Origin of the sequence: Reyranella sp. (assembly GCF_965228225.1) — a bacterium.
In the GTDB taxonomy this organism is placed as follows: Bacteria; Pseudomonadota; Alphaproteobacteria; order Reyranellales; family Reyranellaceae; genus Reyranella.
This window is the reverse complement of record NZ_OZ245801.1, coordinates 428,268-446,168: the sequence shown is the minus strand read 5'-3', so window position 1 is coordinate 446,168 and position 17,901 is coordinate 428,268. Positions and strand designations below refer to the sequence as shown.

Annotated in this window: 16 protein-coding genes and 1 pseudogene; 8 read left to right on the top strand and 9 right to left on the bottom strand. The window is 65.8% G+C overall.

Features of this window, described 5'->3' with window-relative positions:
- Positions 1-4: 4 nt before the first annotated feature.
- Both ACO07K_RS02125 and ACO07K_RS02120 read right to left on the bottom strand, forming a co-directional pair.
- The gene (locus ACO07K_RS02125) at positions 5-1,765 is read right to left on the bottom strand and encodes a glucan ABC transporter ATP-binding protein/ permease (RefSeq protein ID WP_422034277.1); all 1,761 of its coding nucleotides are present in this window, start codon (positions 1,763-1,765) and stop codon (positions 5-7) included.
- 24 nt (positions 1,766-1,789) lie between these two features.
- Positions 1,790-2,965 carry a M20 aminoacylase family protein gene (locus ACO07K_RS02120; protein ID WP_422016937.1) on the bottom strand — a complete coding sequence of 392 codons (1,176 nt, stop codon included), beginning with the start codon at positions 2,963-2,965 and terminating at the stop codon, positions 1,790-1,792.
- Between the two features lie 47 nt (positions 2,966-3,012).
- On the opposite strand from ACO07K_RS02120, the gene ACO07K_RS02115 reads away from it, so the two are divergent.
- Positions 3,013-3,969 (top strand): threonine dehydratase, encoded by a 957-nt coding sequence (locus tag ACO07K_RS02115; protein ID WP_422034276.1) that lies wholly within the window; start codon positions 3,013-3,015, stop codon positions 3,967-3,969.
- On the opposite strand, the gene ACO07K_RS02110 is transcribed toward ACO07K_RS02115, so the two are convergent.
- A complete protein-coding gene (locus ACO07K_RS02110; RefSeq protein WP_422034275.1) occupies positions 3,942-4,427 on the bottom strand; it encodes an Lrp/AsnC family transcriptional regulator in 486 nt (161 codons plus the stop codon). The genes ACO07K_RS02115 and ACO07K_RS02110 overlap by 28 nt on opposite strands.
- 110 nt (positions 4,428-4,537) lie before the next feature.
- Between ACO07K_RS02110 and phhA the strand changes: the two genes are divergently transcribed.
- A complete protein-coding gene (phhA, locus tag ACO07K_RS02105; RefSeq protein ID WP_422034273.1) occupies positions 4,538-5,278 on the top strand; it encodes a phenylalanine 4-monooxygenase in 741 nt (246 codons plus the stop codon).
- Between the two features lie 70 nt (positions 5,279-5,348).
- Here phhA and ACO07K_RS02100 read toward each other — a convergent pair whose 3' ends face one another.
- Positions 5,349-7,448 (bottom strand): acetate--CoA ligase family protein, encoded by a 2,100-nt coding sequence (locus tag ACO07K_RS02100; RefSeq protein WP_422034272.1) that lies wholly within the window; start codon positions 7,446-7,448, stop codon positions 5,349-5,351.
- A 20-nt stretch (positions 7,449-7,468) separates the two neighbouring features.
- On the opposite strand from ACO07K_RS02100, the gene ACO07K_RS02095 reads away from it, so the two are divergent.
- Positions 7,469-8,452: a Bug family tripartite tricarboxylate transporter substrate binding protein gene (locus ACO07K_RS02095; RefSeq protein WP_422034271.1), complete on the top strand. Its 984-nt coding sequence runs from the start codon at positions 7,469-7,471 to the stop codon at positions 8,450-8,452.
- Positions 8,453-8,467: 15 nt separating this feature from the next.
- Positions 8,468-8,869, top strand: a complete 402-nt coding sequence (locus ACO07K_RS02090; protein ID WP_422034270.1) for a RidA family protein — start codon at positions 8,468-8,470, stop codon at positions 8,867-8,869.
- Here the strand turns inward: ACO07K_RS02090 and ACO07K_RS02085 are convergent.
- The 3 genes from ACO07K_RS02085 to ACO07K_RS02075 all read right to left on the bottom strand — a co-directional run bounded on the left by ACO07K_RS02085 (position 8,866) and on the right by ACO07K_RS02075 (position 11,780).
- Positions 8,866-9,303: a GNAT family N-acetyltransferase gene (locus ACO07K_RS02085; RefSeq protein ID WP_422034269.1), complete on the bottom strand. Its 438-nt coding sequence runs from the start codon at positions 9,301-9,303 to the stop codon at positions 8,866-8,868. The two genes, ACO07K_RS02090 and ACO07K_RS02085, sit on opposite strands and share 4 nt — an antisense overlap.
- Positions 9,303-10,229, bottom strand: coding sequence for an SMP-30/gluconolactonase/LRE family protein (locus ACO07K_RS02080; protein ID WP_422034268.1), 927 nt, complete (start codon positions 10,227-10,229; stop codon positions 9,303-9,305). The genes ACO07K_RS02085 and ACO07K_RS02080 overlap by 1 nt, the downstream gene beginning before the upstream one ends.
- 147 nt (positions 10,230-10,376) lie before the next feature.
- Positions 10,377-11,780: an aspartate aminotransferase family protein gene (locus tag ACO07K_RS02075; RefSeq protein ID WP_422034267.1), complete on the bottom strand. Its 1,404-nt coding sequence runs from the start codon at positions 11,778-11,780 to the stop codon at positions 10,377-10,379.
- 99 nt (positions 11,781-11,879) lie between these two features.
- Between ACO07K_RS02075 and ACO07K_RS02070 the strand changes: the two genes are divergently transcribed.
- Together ACO07K_RS02070 and ACO07K_RS02065 are read left to right on the top strand one after the other, a co-directional pair.
- Entirely contained in the window at positions 11,880-13,058 is a 1,179-nt protein-coding gene (locus ACO07K_RS02070; protein ID WP_422034266.1) for a pyridoxal-phosphate-dependent aminotransferase family protein, read from the top strand.
- A gap of 186 nt (positions 13,059-13,244) precedes the next feature.
- Positions 13,245-13,340, top strand: a pseudogene (locus tag ACO07K_RS02065) (IS5/IS1182 family transposase); the annotation flags it as partial.
- A 1,231-nt stretch (positions 13,341-14,571) separates the two neighbouring features.
- On the opposite strand, the gene ACO07K_RS02060 reads toward ACO07K_RS02065, so the two are convergent.
- Positions 14,572-15,312, bottom strand: coding sequence for a carbonic anhydrase (locus ACO07K_RS02060; RefSeq protein ID WP_422034265.1), 741 nt, complete (start codon positions 15,310-15,312; stop codon positions 14,572-14,574).
- Between the two features lie 79 nt (positions 15,313-15,391).
- On the opposite strand from ACO07K_RS02060, the gene ACO07K_RS02055 reads away from it, so the two are divergent.
- Entirely contained in the window at positions 15,392-16,171 is a 780-nt protein-coding gene (locus ACO07K_RS02055; protein ID WP_422034264.1) for an enoyl-CoA hydratase/isomerase family protein, read from the top strand.
- A gap of 25 nt (positions 16,172-16,196) precedes the next feature.
- Positions 16,197-16,601: a hypothetical protein gene (locus tag ACO07K_RS02050; RefSeq protein ID WP_422034263.1), complete on the top strand. Its 405-nt coding sequence runs from the start codon at positions 16,197-16,199 to the stop codon at positions 16,599-16,601.
- Here the strand turns inward: ACO07K_RS02050 and ACO07K_RS02045 are convergent.
- Positions 16,598-17,833 carry an MFS transporter gene (locus ACO07K_RS02045; protein WP_422034262.1) on the bottom strand — a complete coding sequence of 412 codons (1,236 nt, stop codon included), beginning with the start codon at positions 17,831-17,833 and terminating at the stop codon, positions 16,598-16,600. The two genes, ACO07K_RS02050 and ACO07K_RS02045, sit on opposite strands and share 4 nt — an antisense overlap.
- Positions 17,834-17,901 lie beyond the last annotated feature (68 nt).

Genomic DNA, 17,901 nt, shown 5'->3' with positions numbered 1-17,901 from the left:
GATATCAGGCAGATTCTATGCCAGCCTGCTGCGTCGCCACCAGCCGGGCGAAGGCACCGCCCTCGGCGAGCAACGCCTGATAGGCGCCCTGCTCGACGACCCGCCCGTGCTCGAAAACCACGACCTGATCGGCATCGCGGATGGTCGACAGGCGATGGGCGATCACGAAGGTGGTGCGGCCCTGCATCAGAATCTTCAGGGCCTTCTGGATGCGGGCCTCGGTGACAGAGTCGAGCGCACTGGTCGCCTCGTCGAGGATCAGGATCGGCGGATTCTTGAGCAGGGCACGGGCGATCGCGAGCCGCTGGCGTTCGCCGCCCGACAGGGTGGTGCCGCGTTCGCCGACCAGCGTTTCGTAGCCCTGGGGCTGGCGCATGATGAAGTCGTGCGCCTCGGCGAGCTTGGCGGCCTCCTCCAGCTCGGCCTGCGTGGCGTCGGGCTTGCCGATCCGCAGATTGTCGGCGATCGAGCGGTAGAACATGGTGCTGTCCTGGAACACCACGCCGATGTTCCGGCGCAGCGATTCCAGCTTGATGTCGCGATGGTCGACGCCGTCGATACGGATCACGCCCGACTGGGCGTCCCACATGCGGTGCAGCAGCGACAGCGCGGTGCTCTTTCCGGCGCCTGTCGGGCCGACGAACGCCACCGTCGAGCCGGCCGGCACCTTGAGCGAAAAATGCACCAGCGCCGGCCGCTTGCCGTCATAGGAGAAGTTGATGTCGTCGAACTCGACGTCGCCCCGGGCACGCCCGATGTCGATGCCGTTCGGCTTGTCCGGCACGCTCGACTGCGAATCCAGGACGCGGAAGAAATCGCCCAGCGACGGCATCTGGAAGAAGATGCGGCTGACGAAGCCCGAGGCCTGGTCCATGCGCCCGATCAGCATCGTGGCGAAGCCCATGAAGCTCACGATCTCGCCGACCGTGGCTTCGTTCCGTGTATAGAGCCAGGTGCCCAGCACGAAGATCGCGATCACGGTGACCGTCGAGGCGGCACGCGTCATCACCGACAGCAGCGCCCACCAGTTGAGCACCGGGAACTGCGCCTGCAGTGTCTGGCCGATGATGCGGTGCATTTCGCTGGTCTCGGCGCCCAGCCGCACGAAGCTTTGGATGAGGCTGATGTTGCCCAGGGCGTCGCCCGCCCGGCCCGCCAGCTCGCTGTGCAGGTCCTCGACCTCCTTCTGCAGCCGGTCGGTGCGACTCACGACCCAGACATTGGTCACGGCGAAGAACAGGATCAGGACCAGCAGCAGGAGGCCCAGCCGCCAGTTCATGAACAGGCTGAGCGGCAGCATGACGAACAGCGCCACCAGGGTCGCGAGGTTCTCGCGGAAGAAGGACAGCCAGATGCCGAACAGGTTGTCGACGCCGGTCAGCATGATCTTGATCAGCCGGCCGGAATGCTGCGCGTTGTGGAACGAGAAGGGCAGCATCAGCAGATGCTGAAAATACGTCGCCATCGCGCCCAGGCGGCGGCGATGGGCCATCCGGTCGGCCTGCAACGAGACCACCATGTTGGCCACGATGCCGCCGATGCCCACCAGCGCCCAGAGGCCCAGGATCTCGCGCGCATCGCGCCACAGGAGGTCGACCGGCCGGTCGCGCGCGGTGCTCAGCAGGTCGATCACCTTGCCGAACAGCACCGGTTCATAGAATTGCAGGCCGGCCACCGCGATGTTCGCGATGGCCAGCGTGATGGCCAGGCCCTTCTCGGCCCGGAGCAGGCCGATCACACGGCCATAGACGCGGAAGAATTCCATGTGCCTCGTCCGCGTCCGCTCGTTCTAGGCCGCCTTCGGGTCGAGAAAGCGCTCGACGGTACGAACGAAGAAGCTCACGCCGAACGGGATGGCCATGTCGTTGAAGTCATAGCGGGAATTGTGCAGGCTGACCGTCCCGGGACCACCGCCGTTGCCCAGCCAGACCATGGCGCCCGGCACCTTCTCCAGCATGTAGGAGAAATCCTCGGCACCCATGCTCGGCCGGGTATTGTCCTCGACCGCGTGTTCACCGCAGACCCCGGCCGCCACATCGGCGGCAAAACGGGCCTGCTCGACATCGTTCACCGTCGGCGGATAGCCCGGCTTGTGCTCGACCTCGATCTTGACGCCGTGCATCCGGGCGGCGCCCTCGCAGATCTCGTCGATGCGCCGCTTCACCAGCTCGCGGTTCGCAGGCGTCGTGGTGCGCGTCGTGCCGCCGATATGCGCGTCGCCCGGAATGACGTTGTAGGCAGAGCCCGCATGGAAGAAGCCGACGGTCACGACGCCCGCATCGATCGGATCGATGTTGCGCGAGACGATGGTCTGGAGCGCCATGACGATGTTCGCGCCGACGACCATGGGATCGAGCGTCGAATGCGGATGGGCGGCATGGCCGCCCCTGCCGGTGATGCGGATATCCCAGCGATCGGCGGCCGCCAGGAGCGGACCGCCCTTGGTGACGATATGGCCGACCGGGACGCCGGGCTTGTTGTGGATCGCGAAAACGGCGTCGCAGGGGAACTTCTCGAACAGCCCGTCCTCGATCATCACCTTGGCGCCGCCGCCGCCCTCTTCGGCCGGCTGGAAGATGAAGTGGACGGCGCCCTCGAAATTGCGCGTCTCGCTGAGCATCTTCGCGGCGCCCAGCAGCATGGCGGTATGACCGTCATGGCCGCAGGCGTGCATGCGGCCGGGACTGGTCGACCGGTGCGCGAAATCGTTGGCTTCGTCCATCGGCAGGCAGTCCATGTCGGCGCGCAGCCCGATCGACTTCAGCGAATTGCCCTTGCGGAGGGTGCCGACCAGGCCGGTCTTGCCCAGGCCGCGCGTCACTTCCAGACCCCATTCCTCCAGCTTGGCCGCCACCACGTCGGAGGTGCGGTTTTCCTCGAAGGCGAGTTCGGGATGGGCGTGGATGTCACGGCGGATTGCCGAGATCTCGCCCTGGATTTCGAGTGCGCGCGGCAGGACAGGCATGGGGTACTCCGGTTGGAACCGCGGCCATCTTAGACCAGAGTAGAAGCATGTTGTCTCTCGACGAGATCGAATCGGCTGCCGCCATCGTGCAGGGCGCCATGCCGCCCACCGCACAGTATGCCTGGCCCCTGCTCGCCCGGCGCACGGGCTGCGAAACCTGGGTCAAGCACGAGAACCACACCCCCACCGGCGCCTTCAAGGTGCGCGGCGGGCTGGTCTTCATGGACCGCCTCAAGCGCAGATCGCCCGGTGCCGGCGGGGTCATCAGCGCGACCCGCGGCAACCACGGCCAGAGCATTGCGCTGGCGGCGGCGCGCAACGGCATCGCCGCCACCATCGTCGTGCCCTACGGCAATTCGGTCGAGAAGAACGCCGCCATGCGGGCTTTCGGGGCCGAACTCGTCGAGGCGGGGCACGATTTCGATGCCGCCAAGGACGCGGCCATGAAGCTGGCCGGCGAGCGCGGCCTTGTCATGGTTCCGTCCTTCCATCGCGACCTGGTGGCCGGCGTCGCCTCCTATGCGCTCGAACTGTTCCGCGCGGCGCCGCCGCTCGACACGGTCTACGTGCCGATCGGGCTGGGCTCCGGCATCTGCGGCACGATCGCCGCCCGCGACGCGCTCGGACTCAAAACGAAGGTGGTCGGGGTCGTTTCGACCGAGGCGCCGGCCTATGCCCTGTCGTTCGCGGCCGGCAAGGTCGTCGCGACCAACCGCGCCGACACGATGGCCGACGGCATGGCCGTACGCGGCCCCGACGCGGAAGCGCTCGAGGTCATCCTGAAGGGGGCGGACCGCATCGTGCAGGTGAGCGATGCCGAGATCGGCGTCGCCATGCGGGCCTACTACGAGGACACGCACCAGCTCACGGAAGGCGCCGGCGCCGCCGCGCTGGCGGCGCTCCTGCAGGAGCGCGGCCGGGTCGCGGGGCAAAGGGTCGGCCTGATCCTGAGCGGCGGCAACATCGACCGGCCGGTTTATCTGCGTGTGTTGGGCGGTGCCTGAGGCGCCCAGGCGAGGTCGCTCTTCACCGCCTGCATGATGAAGGAGGAGCGCGTGCCGCGGACACCGGGCATGCGCAGCAGCGCCTTCATGGCGAACTCGCTGAAGCTCGCGAGGTCCGGCGCCAGGATATGGAGCAGGAAATCCATGTCGCCGGTCACGGCATAACAGGCCACCACCTCGGGGCGGGCGCGGATCGCCGCTTCGAAGGCCTCGACGGTCTTCTCCGAGTGATCGTCGAGCGTCACCTGCACCAGGGCCTGCAGGGCGAGCCCGAGGGTCGGCGGCGAGACCAGAGCGGCGTAACGCTCGATCACGCCCTCTTCTTCCAACCGCTTCACGCGCCGCTGGCAGGGTGTCGGCGACAGGCCCACGCGCTCGGCGAGGTCGACCATCGGCAGCCGGCCCTCGGACTGCAGGGTGGCCACGATGCGCCTGTCGATGTTATCCAGCTCAATCATGGTGATATTCTCTCGAGAATGCCGAATTTCGAGATGATATCTCTAAAGACAGACCACTCGAAGCCCCACTTCGCCGGGATTCACCAGACGTCCGGCCCCATATTGGGCTTATGAACATCGCCCCCCTCGAGAACCTGCGTGGCGACTATGCCGGCATGGCGCCGGACTGGACGGTGCCGCAGCATCCCGACCTGCACTCCGAAGAGGATCAGGCCGTGTGGCGGCTGCTGGTACAACGCCAGCGAGCCCTGGCCGAACGATATGCCTGCGCGGAGTTCCTGGAGGGGCTCGAGGCGATCGGGCTGGGCGACACCATCCCCGATTTCGCGGCGGTGAATGCGCGGCTGGAGCCGCTCACGGGCTGGCGCATCGTCGGCGTGCCCGGACTGATCCCCGATGCGGCCTTCTACGACCATCTCGCCCACCGACGCTTTCCGGTGACGGTGTGGATCCGCAGGCGCGAGGAGATCGACTATCTGGTGGAGCCCGACCTGTTCCACGACTTCTTCGGCCATGTGCCGTTGCTCACCAACCCGGTGTTCGCCGATTACATGCAGGAGTACGGCCGTCGCGGCGTCGAAGCGGGCCCCAACGTGCATCTCCTGGCGCGCCTCTACTGGTTCACCGTCGAGTTCGGCCTGATCCGCACGCCTCAGGGAATGAAGGCGTATGGCGCCGGCATTCTGTCCTCGGCCGCCGAAGTGAAGCACGCGATCGAGGGCGAAGGCGTCGAGCGGGTCCCCTTCGATGCGACCGTGGCGATGAACCGTCCCTACGAGATCGACCGGCTGCAGAACACCTATTTCGTGCTCGACGACTTCCGCCAGCTTATGGACCGGCCGAAGCATTGAAACCCGCCATGAAAACCCTTCGTCTCGACCGAAGCGCCGAAGGCGCGTAGCGGAGAGACGACGTGATTTTTTAACTCAGTACGACCAACCCATCGACGGCGACGACACCCTCGCCTTCGCGCTTCACCAGCAGCGGGTTGATCTCCGCCTCCGCCACGTCGGCAAACTGCCTGTGGGCCAATGCGGAGAACGCGGCGATGGTCTTCGCAAGGGCGGCCACGTCGCCCTTCGGCAGATTGCGATAGCCGCGGACGGTCGCCAGCCCCTTCACTTCGGCAATCATCTGCATCGCCTCCGCTTCGTCGACCGGTGCGAGACGCGTCGAGGCATCCTTGTAGATCTCGGCCAGCACGCCGCCGAGGCCGACGGTAATGGTTGGACCCACCAGCGGATCGCGGCGGTAGCCGAGGATCACCTCGACAAGGCCCCGCTCCATCTTCTGCACGAGGAACCCCTGTAAACGCGCCGCCGGCGCGTAGGCCTTCACACGCTTCTCGATCTCGCGCGCCGCGACGGCGGCGGTCTGGCCATCGGGAATGCCCAACGCCACGCCGCCCGCTTCCGTCTTGTGCGGGATGTCGACGGAAAGGATTTTAAGCACGACCGGCGTGCCGACTTCGTTCACCGCCGCCGCGACGCGCCTTGCGTCGGGTACGGTCGTCGACCTGGCCATCGGCACGCCGAGTGCCCCGAAGAAATCGGCGGCACGGCGCTCGTCGAAGCCGGACGCACCACCGGATTCCAGCGCAGCCAGCGCGTCGATCGATGGTTCGGCAAGACGCGGCACGGGTTGGGGCGGCATGCGCAGCAGGCAGAGTGCCATCGCCTCGGCGCAGGATTCGGGATGGCGAAAGGCCGGCACGCCGGCCGCCGTCAGCAGTGCCAGCGACGTCTCGGCCGACGGCGTCAACGCCACGGCGAACGGCTTCGCCGATCCGGCAAAGCGCAGCAGCGGCTCGACCGCGAGCTCGGGATTGAACTGGGCCGAGGAACCGACCACGAAGATCGCCGCATCGTTGCCGTCGTCGGCCAGAAGACGCTCGATCGTGCCCGCCACGATCTCGGGCTTGGCGCCGGCCAGGGTGAGATCCACGAGCTTGCCGTCGCCGGCCGCGATGCCGAGCGGCTTCAACCAGTCCACGAGGTTGCGGGGCGGACCGACGATGTCGAGACCGGCCATCGCCATGCTGTCGACCACCATCGCCGCGCCGCCGCCCGTCGTGGTTGCCACCGCGACCCGTCGGCCGCCGCTCCTCGACTTTGCGTGGCCGACCAGCAGCGACGGCACGTCGATCAGCGATTCGAACATCGAGACGCGGCTGATGCCGTGCCGGTGGCAGAAGGCATCGAAGGTCGCATCGGAACCGGCGATGGCGCCGGTGTGCGACTTTGCGAGCTCCTGGCCGATCTCGGAGCGGCCGAGCTTGTAGGCGATCACCGGCTTGCCCGCGTCGTGCGCCCGGCGCGCGGCACGTGCAAGCCGCTCGCCATCGCGAAGCGTTTCCATGAACAGCAGGATGGCTTCGGTCTTCGGATCGTCGACCAGCAGGTCGGCGATTTCGCCGACCGCGAGGTCGACTTCGTTGCCGACCGAGATCAGGCGCGAGAAGCCGATGCCGCGCGCGTCGGCCCGCGACAGCAGTGCGCCGATCAGGCTGCCGCTCTGGCTGACGACGGCCCAGCTGCCGGTGCGCAGCCTGTCCACGGCAAAGGCGGCATTGGCCGTGAGCGCGACGGCGGGATCGGTGCTGACCGTGCCGATGCTGTTGGGACCGACGAGGCGGATGCCGGTTTCGCGCACGACGCTCGCGAGCTCGTCCTGCAGCGAGGCACCGGCTGCGCCTGCATCCGCGAAGCCGCCGGCCAGGATCGACGCCACCTTGACGCCACGCCGGCCGCACTCGGCCAGCGCGCGCACCGCAGCCGCGCCGTTCAAGAGGATATAGGCGTGATCGATTTCGCCCGGGATCGCTTCGAGACCCTTGTAGGCCACCTCTCCCAGTATTTCGCTGCGCGACGGATTGACCGGCAGGATCTCGCCGGCGAAGCCATGCTTGCGCAGGAAGCGCTGGGGCCGAGATGTCGTTTTGGTGACATCCGACGAGGCGCCGATCAACGCGACACGTCGCGGTTCGAAAAGGGCAGAGAACAGGACCTTGGGATCACTCATGGCCCGAGTATACTCCGCACATGCTCAACCGCCGCTCCTTCGTCGCCGCGACGCTCGCCGTCGCCGCCACCCCCGCCGCCGCCCAGACTTCGGGCCAGGCGGCGCCATGGCCCAGCAAGCCCATCAAGCTCGTCGTGCCCTACGCGCCCGGCGGCACCACCGATGTCGTGGCCCGCATGGTGGCCGAGTATCTCGGCCAGAAGCTCGGCCAGAACATCATCGTCGACAACAAGCCTGGGAAGGGCGCGATGGTCGGCACGGCGATCGTGGCCAAGGCACCGCCCGACGGCTACACGCTGCTGATGTCGGTGATCTCCGGCCTGTCGATTTCGCCGACGCTCTATGGCGGCGGCGACTTCGATCCGATGGGCGACTTCATCCATGTCTCCATCGCCTCGACCAACCCGAGCGTCCTGGTCGCCAATCCGAATTTCCAGGCCAAGACCTTCAAGGAGTTCGTCGACTACGCCAAGGCCAATCCCGGCAAGGTCTCCTACGCAACCTCGGGTGCCGGCTCGAGCAACCATCTGCTGGGCGCGCGGCTTGCGCAGGTGATCAGTGCGGAGCTCGTCCACGTCCCCTATCGCGGCGCCGGACCGGCCATGATCGACACGATCGCGGGCAACGTGCCGGTGATGTTCGATTCGCTGCCCTCGGCCGCGCCTCACATCAAGGCCGGCAAGGTGAATGCGCTGGCGGTGAGCGGCGAGACGCGCAGCCCCGCCTTTCCCGACGTGCCGACGATGAAGGAGCTGGGCTACCCCGACCTGATCTCCTATTCCTGGTTCGGCATTTCCGTGCCCGCCAAGACACCGCAGCCGATCGTCGATCGCCTCGCAGCCGAGATGCAGGCCGTGCTGAAGGAGCCTGCCGTCATCAAGCGCTGGGAGGAGATCGGCGCCGAAGGCAGCACCATGACGCCCGCCGAGGTGACGCGCTTCATCCAGTCCGAGATCGACAAGTGGACGCCGGTCGTGAAGTCTTCGGGGGCGAAACCCGGGTAACCACAAGGAGACGCCATGACCATTCGCCGCGTGATCTCACCCGACGTCGCCGAGCCGCCGCCCGAGCGCTGGTCGAACTGCCTCGTGGTCGACGGCGTCGCCTATGTCTCCGGTATGACCGCGCGCGGCGGCGATCCCGAGGCGCTGGGCAGGATGGACGAATACGCCCAGGCGAAGGTCATCTTCGGCAAGATCAAGTCGCTGGTCGAGGCCGCCGGCGGCGCCATGTCCGACGTCGTGAAGATCACGGTGTTCCTCACCCGGATCGCGAACAACACCAAGGTCTGGGAAGCCAGGCGTGAATTCTTCGCCGGCGACTTTCCCGCCTCGACCCTGGTCGAGGTGAGCGCCCTCGCCGCTCCCGAAATCCTCGTCGAGATCGAGGCCATCGCCTACATCGGCAAGGGCCGGCGTTAAGCCAGCTCGATGTCGTAGCGTATGAAGCCGCGGTTCACGGCCATCTTGTCGTAGAGCAGCCGCGCCGTCGTGTTGCTGGCCTGTGTCTGCCAGTAGAGGCGCGGGCACCCTTGCGCCTTCGCCCAGTCGGCGACGGCCTGGATAAGCGCCCGTGCCACGCCCTTGCCGCGCACCTCGGCCGCGGTGAACAGGTCCTGCAGGTAGCAGACATCGTCGGACGAGGTGTTGGCGTGGATCAGGAAGTGCGTGATGCCGACCAGGCGTCCGTCGAGCCGCGCGCCCAGCGCGTGCATGCGCGTGTCCTTGGCGAATTCGTTCCAGGCGCGGTCGTACATCGCCTGGGGCAGCGTGCGCTCATAGAAATCCATGTAGCCGCGGAACAGCACTTCCCACGCCGCGCGGTCGGACGGTTCGAGCTTGCCGATGGTGAGCATCAGGCGTGACTGAACATGGGCTTGCCGGGCACCGGCATCGTGGCCTTGAGGATGGTGCCGGCCTCGACCTTCTCGCTGCGGCGCGACACCACGACATAGAGATCGTGGCCGGAGAAGGCGACGTTGGTGCAGTAGATGTCGTCGCCGCACTCGACGTGGTGCGTCGGCCGCCCCAGAGAATCGAAACGCCAGGCCGTGGTGCTGGGATGGGCGATCACCAGCCCGCCCTCCTCGTCCAGCGCCATGCCGTCGGGACCGGCATGACCGCCGCTCATCTGGATGAACAGCCCGACCTTGCTCGCCGTGCCGTCGCCCATCAGCGGCAGCCGCCACACTGCATTGCCGCGCGTCACGCCGACATAGAGGACGGTCTCGGCCTTGTTCATCACCAGCCCGTTGGGACTGGGCACGGTGTTCACCAGCATCGTGATCCTGCCCGCCGTGTCGTAGCGATAGACGCGGCCCGTCGGGTCGTGCAGGCCGGTCTGGCCCTGGTCGGTGAAATAGAGATCGCCGTTGCCGGCAAAGAACAGGTCGTTCACGCCCTTGAAGCTCTCCGAGCCGCGCGTCTCGAGCAGCGGTGTCACCGTGCCGGTCTCGGGATCGAGCAGGACGATGCCGCGCTTGTAATCGGTGATGAAGATACGGCCGTCCTTGTGGATCTTCAGCCCGTTCGGCCAACCGTCATACTCCGTCACCAGGGCCCACTCGCCTTCGGGGCTGATGCGGAAGACGCGGCCGAACGGAATGTCGGTGACGTAGAGATTGCCCGCGCGGTCGAAGCTCGGCCCTTCGAGGAAGGAATCGAGCAGCTGCCCCACCGCATTGGCATCGCCCCACGACGTGCGCGAGGGCTTGCGGAACCTGTCCGGCAACCGCGTGAACTCGGTCGCGGGAACGGGCTTGGTCATTCCGTACATCGTCATAACTCCTTCCTCCCCCGTCTTACGGGGGAGGTGGCCGAAGGCCGGAGGGGGAAGGCCACAGGCCCGACCTCTCTCCAGCCGAAAATCATCGCGTTGCTCTCCCCCTCCCGGCCTCCCCCGTAAGACGGGGGAGGAGAAAGAAAGGCGCTAAGCCGCTTTCACTTCACGTTCGGCCTTCAGCGCCCGCACCGTCTCGCGCAGCGCGTGGACCGTCTTCTCGATCTCGGCGCCGCCGTGCATGGCCGAGACGAAGCCGCCGGGCGAGCCCATGACGTCGACGCCATGGGTCATCAGGCCCATGCGGATCTTGCCGGTGAGCGGCCCCGCGGCGCGCGCGCCCTTGAGCTTCTCGATCGGCACCTTCAGCGGATCGAAGGTCGCCGGATCGATCGGATCGCCGAACGGATTGGGATAGATCAGGAAGGTCGAGCTCTGGCCGTAGATGCCCCACGGCACGCCTTCCTGCACCAGCACCTCGGTCAGCGCCGCGCGCAGTTCGGCCGCCGTCTTGTTGGCCTTCTCGGCGAGGTCCTCATCGCGCACCAGCGACAGCGCGGTGACCGCCGCGGCGGCCGACAGGGGATTGGCATTGAAGGTGCCGGGATGGAGGATGCGCTCGATCTTGCGGGCCGCGGTCGCGACATGATCGATGCGGTCCATGATTTCGCGCTTGCCCGAGACCGCGCCGCCCGGCAGGCCGCCGGCCACGATCTTGGCCTGGATGCAGAGGTCCGGCGTGATGCCGAACGCCTTCTGCGCGCCGCCCGAGGACCACCGGTAGCCGGTGATGACCTCGTCCATCAGCATGACGACGCCCTTCTTGGCCGTGGCATCGCGCACCGCCTGGATGAAGCCCGGCGGCAGCGGCACCTGGCCCCACGACGCGCCCGACGGTTCGAACATGACGGCGGCGATATCGTCGCGCTCCTCCATCACCTTCACGACGGCGGCGACGTCGCTGCTCGGCATGACGATCGACAGCGAGCTCACCTCCTGCGGTACGCCGGGGGTCGTGCCGCCGTCATAGGTCGCACCCGCACCGGCCGTCACATGGTCGTGCCAGCCGTGGAAGTGGCCAATGAAGCGGAGGATCTTGTCCTTGCCCGTATGGGCGCGCGCGAGGCGAATCGCCATGTGCGACGCCTCCGTGCCCGACGCGGTGAAGCGCACGCGCTCGGCGCAGGGCGTCAGCTCGCACACCAGCTCGGCCCAGCGCACTTCCAGCTCGTGGCTGGAGCCGTAATGCGTGCCGAGTTCGATCTGTCGCTTCACCGCCTCGACGACGGCGGGATGCGAATGGCCGAGCAGCATCGCGCCGTGGCCGCCGAAATAATCGACATACTCGTTGCCGTCGACGTCCCACTTGCGCGCGCCCGCGGCGCGCGAGACGTGGATCGAATAGGGGTCGAGGTAGCGCGCGTCGTGGGTGATGCCGCTCGGCAGCACCTTGTGGGCGCGCTCGAACAGAGCCGCCGATTTGCCCGTCCTGGCCTTGTAGTCGGCGACGACGGCCGAGTTCGTCTGCGATGAATCTTTCTCTTGCACGGTCATACTTGCCCTCAACCCAGCTAATGGCTGAGCATCGCTTGTCTCGCTTGTTTCGCCAAGGGCCTCGCGTCACAGTCCGCCGTCTCAAGGTGGAGGAACGCCGTGAACGCCAAGCCCCGTGGCCGTCAATTCTTCAATAATCCCGGCCCGACCAACATTCCCGACCGTGTGCTTCGTGCCATGGACCGGCCCGTAATCGATTTCATGTCGGATGAGTTCGTGGCCATCCATCACGCCTGCCACAACGGCGTGAAGCGCGTGCTCAAGACCGACCAGAACCTGTTCATGTATTCGTCGACCGGCCATGGCGCCTGGGAAGCCGCTCTCGCCAACCTGTTCTCGCCGGGTGAGACCGTGCTGATGGTCGAGACCGGCTACTTCTCCGAGAGCTGGACCGAGATGGCCCACCATCTCGACATCAAGGTCGAGACGATCCCGGCCGACCAGCGCCAGGGCGCCGACATTTCGCGGATCGCCGAACGCCTCGCCGCCGACAAGGAGCACACGATCAAGGCGGTGCTGACCGTCCACAACGAAACCGCGACCGGCATGGTCCTGCCGCTGGCCGAGGTGCGCCGCGCGATCGACGAGGCCAAGCATCCGGCCCTGCTGCTCAGCGACACGATCTCGTCGCTCGCCAGCATGGAATACAAGATGGACGCCTGGGGCATCGACCTCACCGTCGGCGGCAGCCAGAAGGGCCTGATGCTGCCCACCGGCATGTCGATGACCGGCGTCAGCAACAAGGCGCTGGAAGTGTCGCGCAAGTCCAAGACGCCGCGCCACTACTGGAGCTGGGAGATGATGAGCGGCCGCGCACCGCAGAAGTTCGTCGGCACCGCGCCCGTTCACATGTTCTTCGGCCTGCAGGAATCGCTGAAGATGCTCGAGGAAGAAGGCCTCGACGCCGTGTTCGCGCGCCATGCGCGCCTCGCCGATGCGACCCGCGCCGCGGTGCGCGTGTGGGGGTCCGACGGCAAGGGTCCGCAGCTCTTCTGCCAGAACGAGGGCCGGCTTTCGAACTCGGTGACCGCGGTCGTGATGCCCGAGGGCGTCAGCTCCGACCCGATGCGCAAGGCCGCCGTCGATCGCTTCAACCTGTCGCTGGGCGGCGGGCTGGGCAAGATGATGGGCAAGATGTTCCGCATCGGCCACATGGGCGACCTCAACGAGCCGATGCTGCTGGGCTGCCTCGCCACGACCGAGCTCGCCATGAAGGCCTCGGGCGTGCCGTTCGTGCCGGGCGGCGTCGACGCGGCGATCAAGTCGCTGTCGGCTTAAGTATCTCTTCCACCTCCCCCGTCAAACGGGGGAGGCCGGGAGGGGGAAAGCAACGCGAAGATTGGCTCAAGGACCGCGGCACCAAGGCCGTCGTTCTCAATAGGTCCAATCGAAAACAGCCCCTCCGCTTCGTAAAGAAGGCCTACAAGCAACGGCACCGCATTGAAACGCCTTCTGCCGCTCTAGGACTTCCGCCGCATCGCCACTCGCTACGACAGCCTCGCCAGAAACTTCCTCGCTTCCGTCTGTCTCGTCGCTGCTATCGTAGGGTGGATCTTGTGAGTCTGGACTCTAGTGCCGTCACTGGTTGCATTATTTTCAAGGATTCCCGTTAGTACCTGTATAGCCCCCATCCATTGGTTGCCAACAGGAAGCAATCCATTGAGTAAGGCGCTCCCTCGACCATTGAATGGGCCCGCAGAACGCAATTCCTCTTTGATCCTACCTATGCGCGGGCGAGTGCAGTTGTCCTCAGGCGGAAAGATCAGAAGTTCCTGATACCCAAGAAAGGTTGAACGTAGTAGCCGCCCCTACTCTCGACTGGACGGCGCGTAGAACAATCTGACGAGCAATAAATGGATCAGTCATAGAGCATCCTTCCGGCTAGAGTTGCCAGCGACCGAAGTCGCAAATTTGGCTGTCACATACTTTCAGCGTGAAACGGGGACTCCCGACTGAGAGCGGAGAGTAAAATAGGTCATTCTGTTGACAGTCGATGCGATAGATTTTTGGATCACCGTCATTGGGTTGTACTCGGCATCGCAATCCAAGCTGTTCTGTCACTGGACGCGATGAGAAAATCGCGAAAATTCCATGTGTCAAATCCCACCGAGGATAGGCCGAATTTCGCGCAAGTTCCTCTATGATGGCTATTGGTGATCGTTGCGCGAAGCGGCCTTCAGCTACAGCGACAGTTGCGATTGCGGAAATTAATCCACCTACGACTGCGCCGACGATGAAGGCGAACCAGCGACCTTTGGGATGTTGAGGATGACCGTCATTCATCGGAATTACCCAATTTTCTCTACTCACGGTTCAAGCGATGGCAGTTCAGTTGTTGAGACAAATCCACTAGTGGATGCCGAAAAAGCATCGCAAACGGCTTGAACATCAAATGTATTGTCTCAAGCCGACATCTTCTTGCGCAAGTGCGCACTTTATGGCCTCCACTAGCACCTGTACGTACGAGGGCCGTTGCTCATTTGTGCCGCCCATCGAGAGTGAAAGGGAGAGAGAGGGAGCTATTTCCAATATTGCGAGAGGTCAGACCGGGATTGTTCGCCTCCGGCCTGCGGCCATTCCCCCGCATGACGGGAGGGCAATCGCATGTGAACTTTTCCGTCGTCTCGACCGGAGCGCGCAGCGCGGAGTGGAGAGACCTTTTCTCCACTGATAGCCGTCAATTGGAGGAAGAAAGGTCCCCCACTCCACGCCGCTTCGCTTCGGTCGGGACGACGGGCGATTTGGGCACATGCGATCGCCCTGCGTATGGCGAGGGCGGTAAGATGAAGAGTCAGAACGCCGGCTTCTTCCCCGCGAGGGCAGCGGCAAAGGATTCCGGCTTCAGGGCCGAAAGCGGCGTGCCCCCGGTCACGGCGGCATCGAGCTTGACGCCCTCGACCGCCGCGAACTTCAGTGTCCCGGGGTTGAAGGCGTAGAGCTGGCCGACCGTCAGGTTGAACCACCAGGCATGCAAGGTCAGCGTGCCCGCCTTCACCCGCTCCTCGATCCAGCGATACCCCATCAGGTTGCTTACGCTGTTCACGACGGCGGCCTGCTCGACCGCGCGCACGACTTCGTCGCGCGGGCGATCCTTCAGCTCCTCGACGACGAGGTCGCGCGTCTCCTGCGCGATGCTGGTCCAGGTCGAGAGATAGTCGTAGTGCGCATAAGCGCCACGGCTGCCGTCGACCAGTGCGCCGATGCCGCCGCACAGCGCATGACCCAACACCACGATATGCTCGACGCCGAGGCCGCGGACGGCGAACTCGATGGCGGCCGAGGTGCCGTGGTGGCGCTCGTCGGGAGGAATCTGAGCCGGCGGCACCATCGCCGCCACGTTGCGCACGGTGAAGATGTCACCGGGTTGAGTCTGGGTGAGAATCCCCGGATCGACCCGCGCATCGGAACAGCCGATGATCAGGATCTTGGGCGACTGGCCTTCCGTCGCCAGCTTCTCGAACAGGTCGAGATGCTCCTGATAGTAACCAACCCGGAAATCCGCGAAGCCCTTGAGAAGCCGTTCGAGTGCCATGACCTGCCTATGCCCGTTTGCGGCCCAAGGCGACATAGACGATGATGTCGCGGCGCACAAATCAGCAATATTGGATGACATGACCGAAGAACTGCTTTTCGAGAAGCGCGGCGAAATCGGCTGGGTGACCTTCAACCGGCCGAAGGCCCGCAACGCCCTCACCTTCGCAATGTACGAGGGTCTGGCCGAGATCTGCGCTCGTGTGGGCAAGACCGGCGAGGTCCGCGCCCTGGTGGTTACCGGCGGCGGCGACAAGGCCTTTGCGGCCGGCACCGACATCGCCCAGTTCCAGAGCTTCGAGAGCGGCGACGACGGAATCGCCTACGAGCGCAAGATGGACCGCATCCTGGGTGAGATCGAACGCTGCCCCGTCCCGACCATCGCCGCCATCCACGGCTTCTGCACCGGCGGCGGCGCGGCCATCGCGGCGGTCTGCGACCTCAGGATCGGGTCTGCCAGCGCCCAGTTCGGCTTCCCCATCGCGCGCACCCTCGGCAACTGCCTGTCGATGGCCAACTATGCCCGCCTGGCGGCCCTCATCGGCCCCCAGCGCGTCAAGGAAATGGTCCTGCTGGCCAAGCTGATGGACGCGCCATCGGCGCTGGCCTGCGGGCTGATCAGCGAGCTGCTGCCCGACCAGGCGGCCCTGCTCGCCCGGGCCGAGGAGCTGGCGAACACCGTTGCCGGCCACGCCCCCCTCACGATGCAGGTCACCAAGGAGGCGCTGCGCCGCCTGCAGGCCCGCCTGGGCGACGAGAACATCGACGATCTCGTCAGACTGGCTTACGGTAGCGCCGACTTCCGCGAGGGCATGGCGGCCTTCCTGGGAAAGCGGGCACCCAAATGGTCAGGCGCCTGACAGAGCGATGATACGGAGGACGTGAATGAAGCTGATTGCCACTCTCTCTTTGGTTCTTGGAATGGGCGCTGCCGTCGCCGCCTGCCAGAACCCGCAGCAGGTGATCGCGAACAAGGAAGACATGATGGTGGCGGCGGGCTTCAAGTTCGTGCCCGCGAACACACCGCAGCGCCAGGCCGCGTTCAAGAACCTCCCGCCGCACAAGTTCTCGCGCGAGATCAAGAACGGCCAGGTGTTCTACGTCTACCCGGACCCGACGGTCTGCGTGTGCATCTATGTCGGCAACGCGTCGGCCTACGGCACCTATCGTAACAACATGTTCCAGAAGAACCTCGCGGACGAGCAGCAGATGACGGCCGACGAGAACGCGATGAACGACTGGGATTGGGGCCCCTGGGGCGGCTACCCGTATCCCGGCTGGTACTACTAGGTCTTTCTTCCCAAGAGGAAGAGTGCGATCGCGGCCGCCTGGATCAGGGCGGCCGCGACGAACACCAGCATTCCTTCCGCTGGTGACAGCGTCCGCAGCCAGCCGAACGCAGCCGGCGCGAACGCATAGGTTCCCTGACCGACCGCCACGATCAACGGCACGACGCGCTGAACGTCGGCCTTGCTGAATTCGACCTGCGCGATCAGCGGCGGCAGCGAGGTCGTGTTGCCGATACCGGCGCCGAACAGCAGCACGCCCGCCACCAGCAAGACCACATCCGTCCCGCCCGCGCAGAGCAACGCCAGCGATCCCGCGATCTGCACGACATGGCTCAGGCAGGCGACCAGCCGCCGATCGCTGCTGTGCGGCATCAGCCATCCGACCATCGTCCGGCCTGCGATCGCCGCCGCCGTCGCCAATCCCATGAGGATGCCGGCCGCCGGTCCGCCGAACACCGGCACGAGCAGCGAGAAGAGATGGGCGATCAGGCCGATCTGCGCGAACAGGCCCAGTGCCATCGCCGCGGCGAGGGTCAGGAAGCGACGGTCGCGCCACAGCAGCGCGCCCGGCAGGGTGCGCTCCACCGCTGCACTCGTGCCGGCAGCGGGCGTCAGGATCTCGCCGTCCTGGAGCTGGCCCAGCGACTGCGGCGTATGGGCGAAGACGCGGTCGGCGAGGAACCAGACGGTGACGATCATGATCGCGCCGATGACCGCCGCCGCGACGGGAAAGCCGAAGGCGGCGATGGCCGCAACCCACAATGGAGAAAAGACGACGCCGCCGATGCTGGCGCCGTTATAGGCCATCGACAGGGCCGCCGGTCGCCGCACCACGTACCATGGGGCCACGATGGCGTTGACGGCAGCGGCGCCCATCGCCACCCAGCCGGCCCCGCTCAGGAAAGTGGCGAGCAGGAGCTGCCACGGCTCTTGCGCCACCGCCCACCCGACGATGCCCAGTGCCAGGAGAGCGGCGCCGGCCTTGGTCACCGCCGGCAGGCCGAACCGGCGATAGAGCGCTGGCAGGTTGGCGACCGCGACGGCCCCCACCAGGAAATGCAGGGTGACGGCGGACGAGACCAGCACGACCGACCAGTCCCGTGCCTCGCGCACGGACTGGAGATAGACGGGCGGGCCATAGAAGCCGAGCCCCCAGCCGAACATGGCGAGCACGAAAGCGGCCGCGACGACGCGGCGGCCGAAGAAGGGCGCGGGAGAAGCGAGACTTGTCATGCGGCGGACACTGCCGCCGACAGGCGCGCCGTTGTTACGGCTGCGGCCGAAGCTATCCCGTCGTCCTG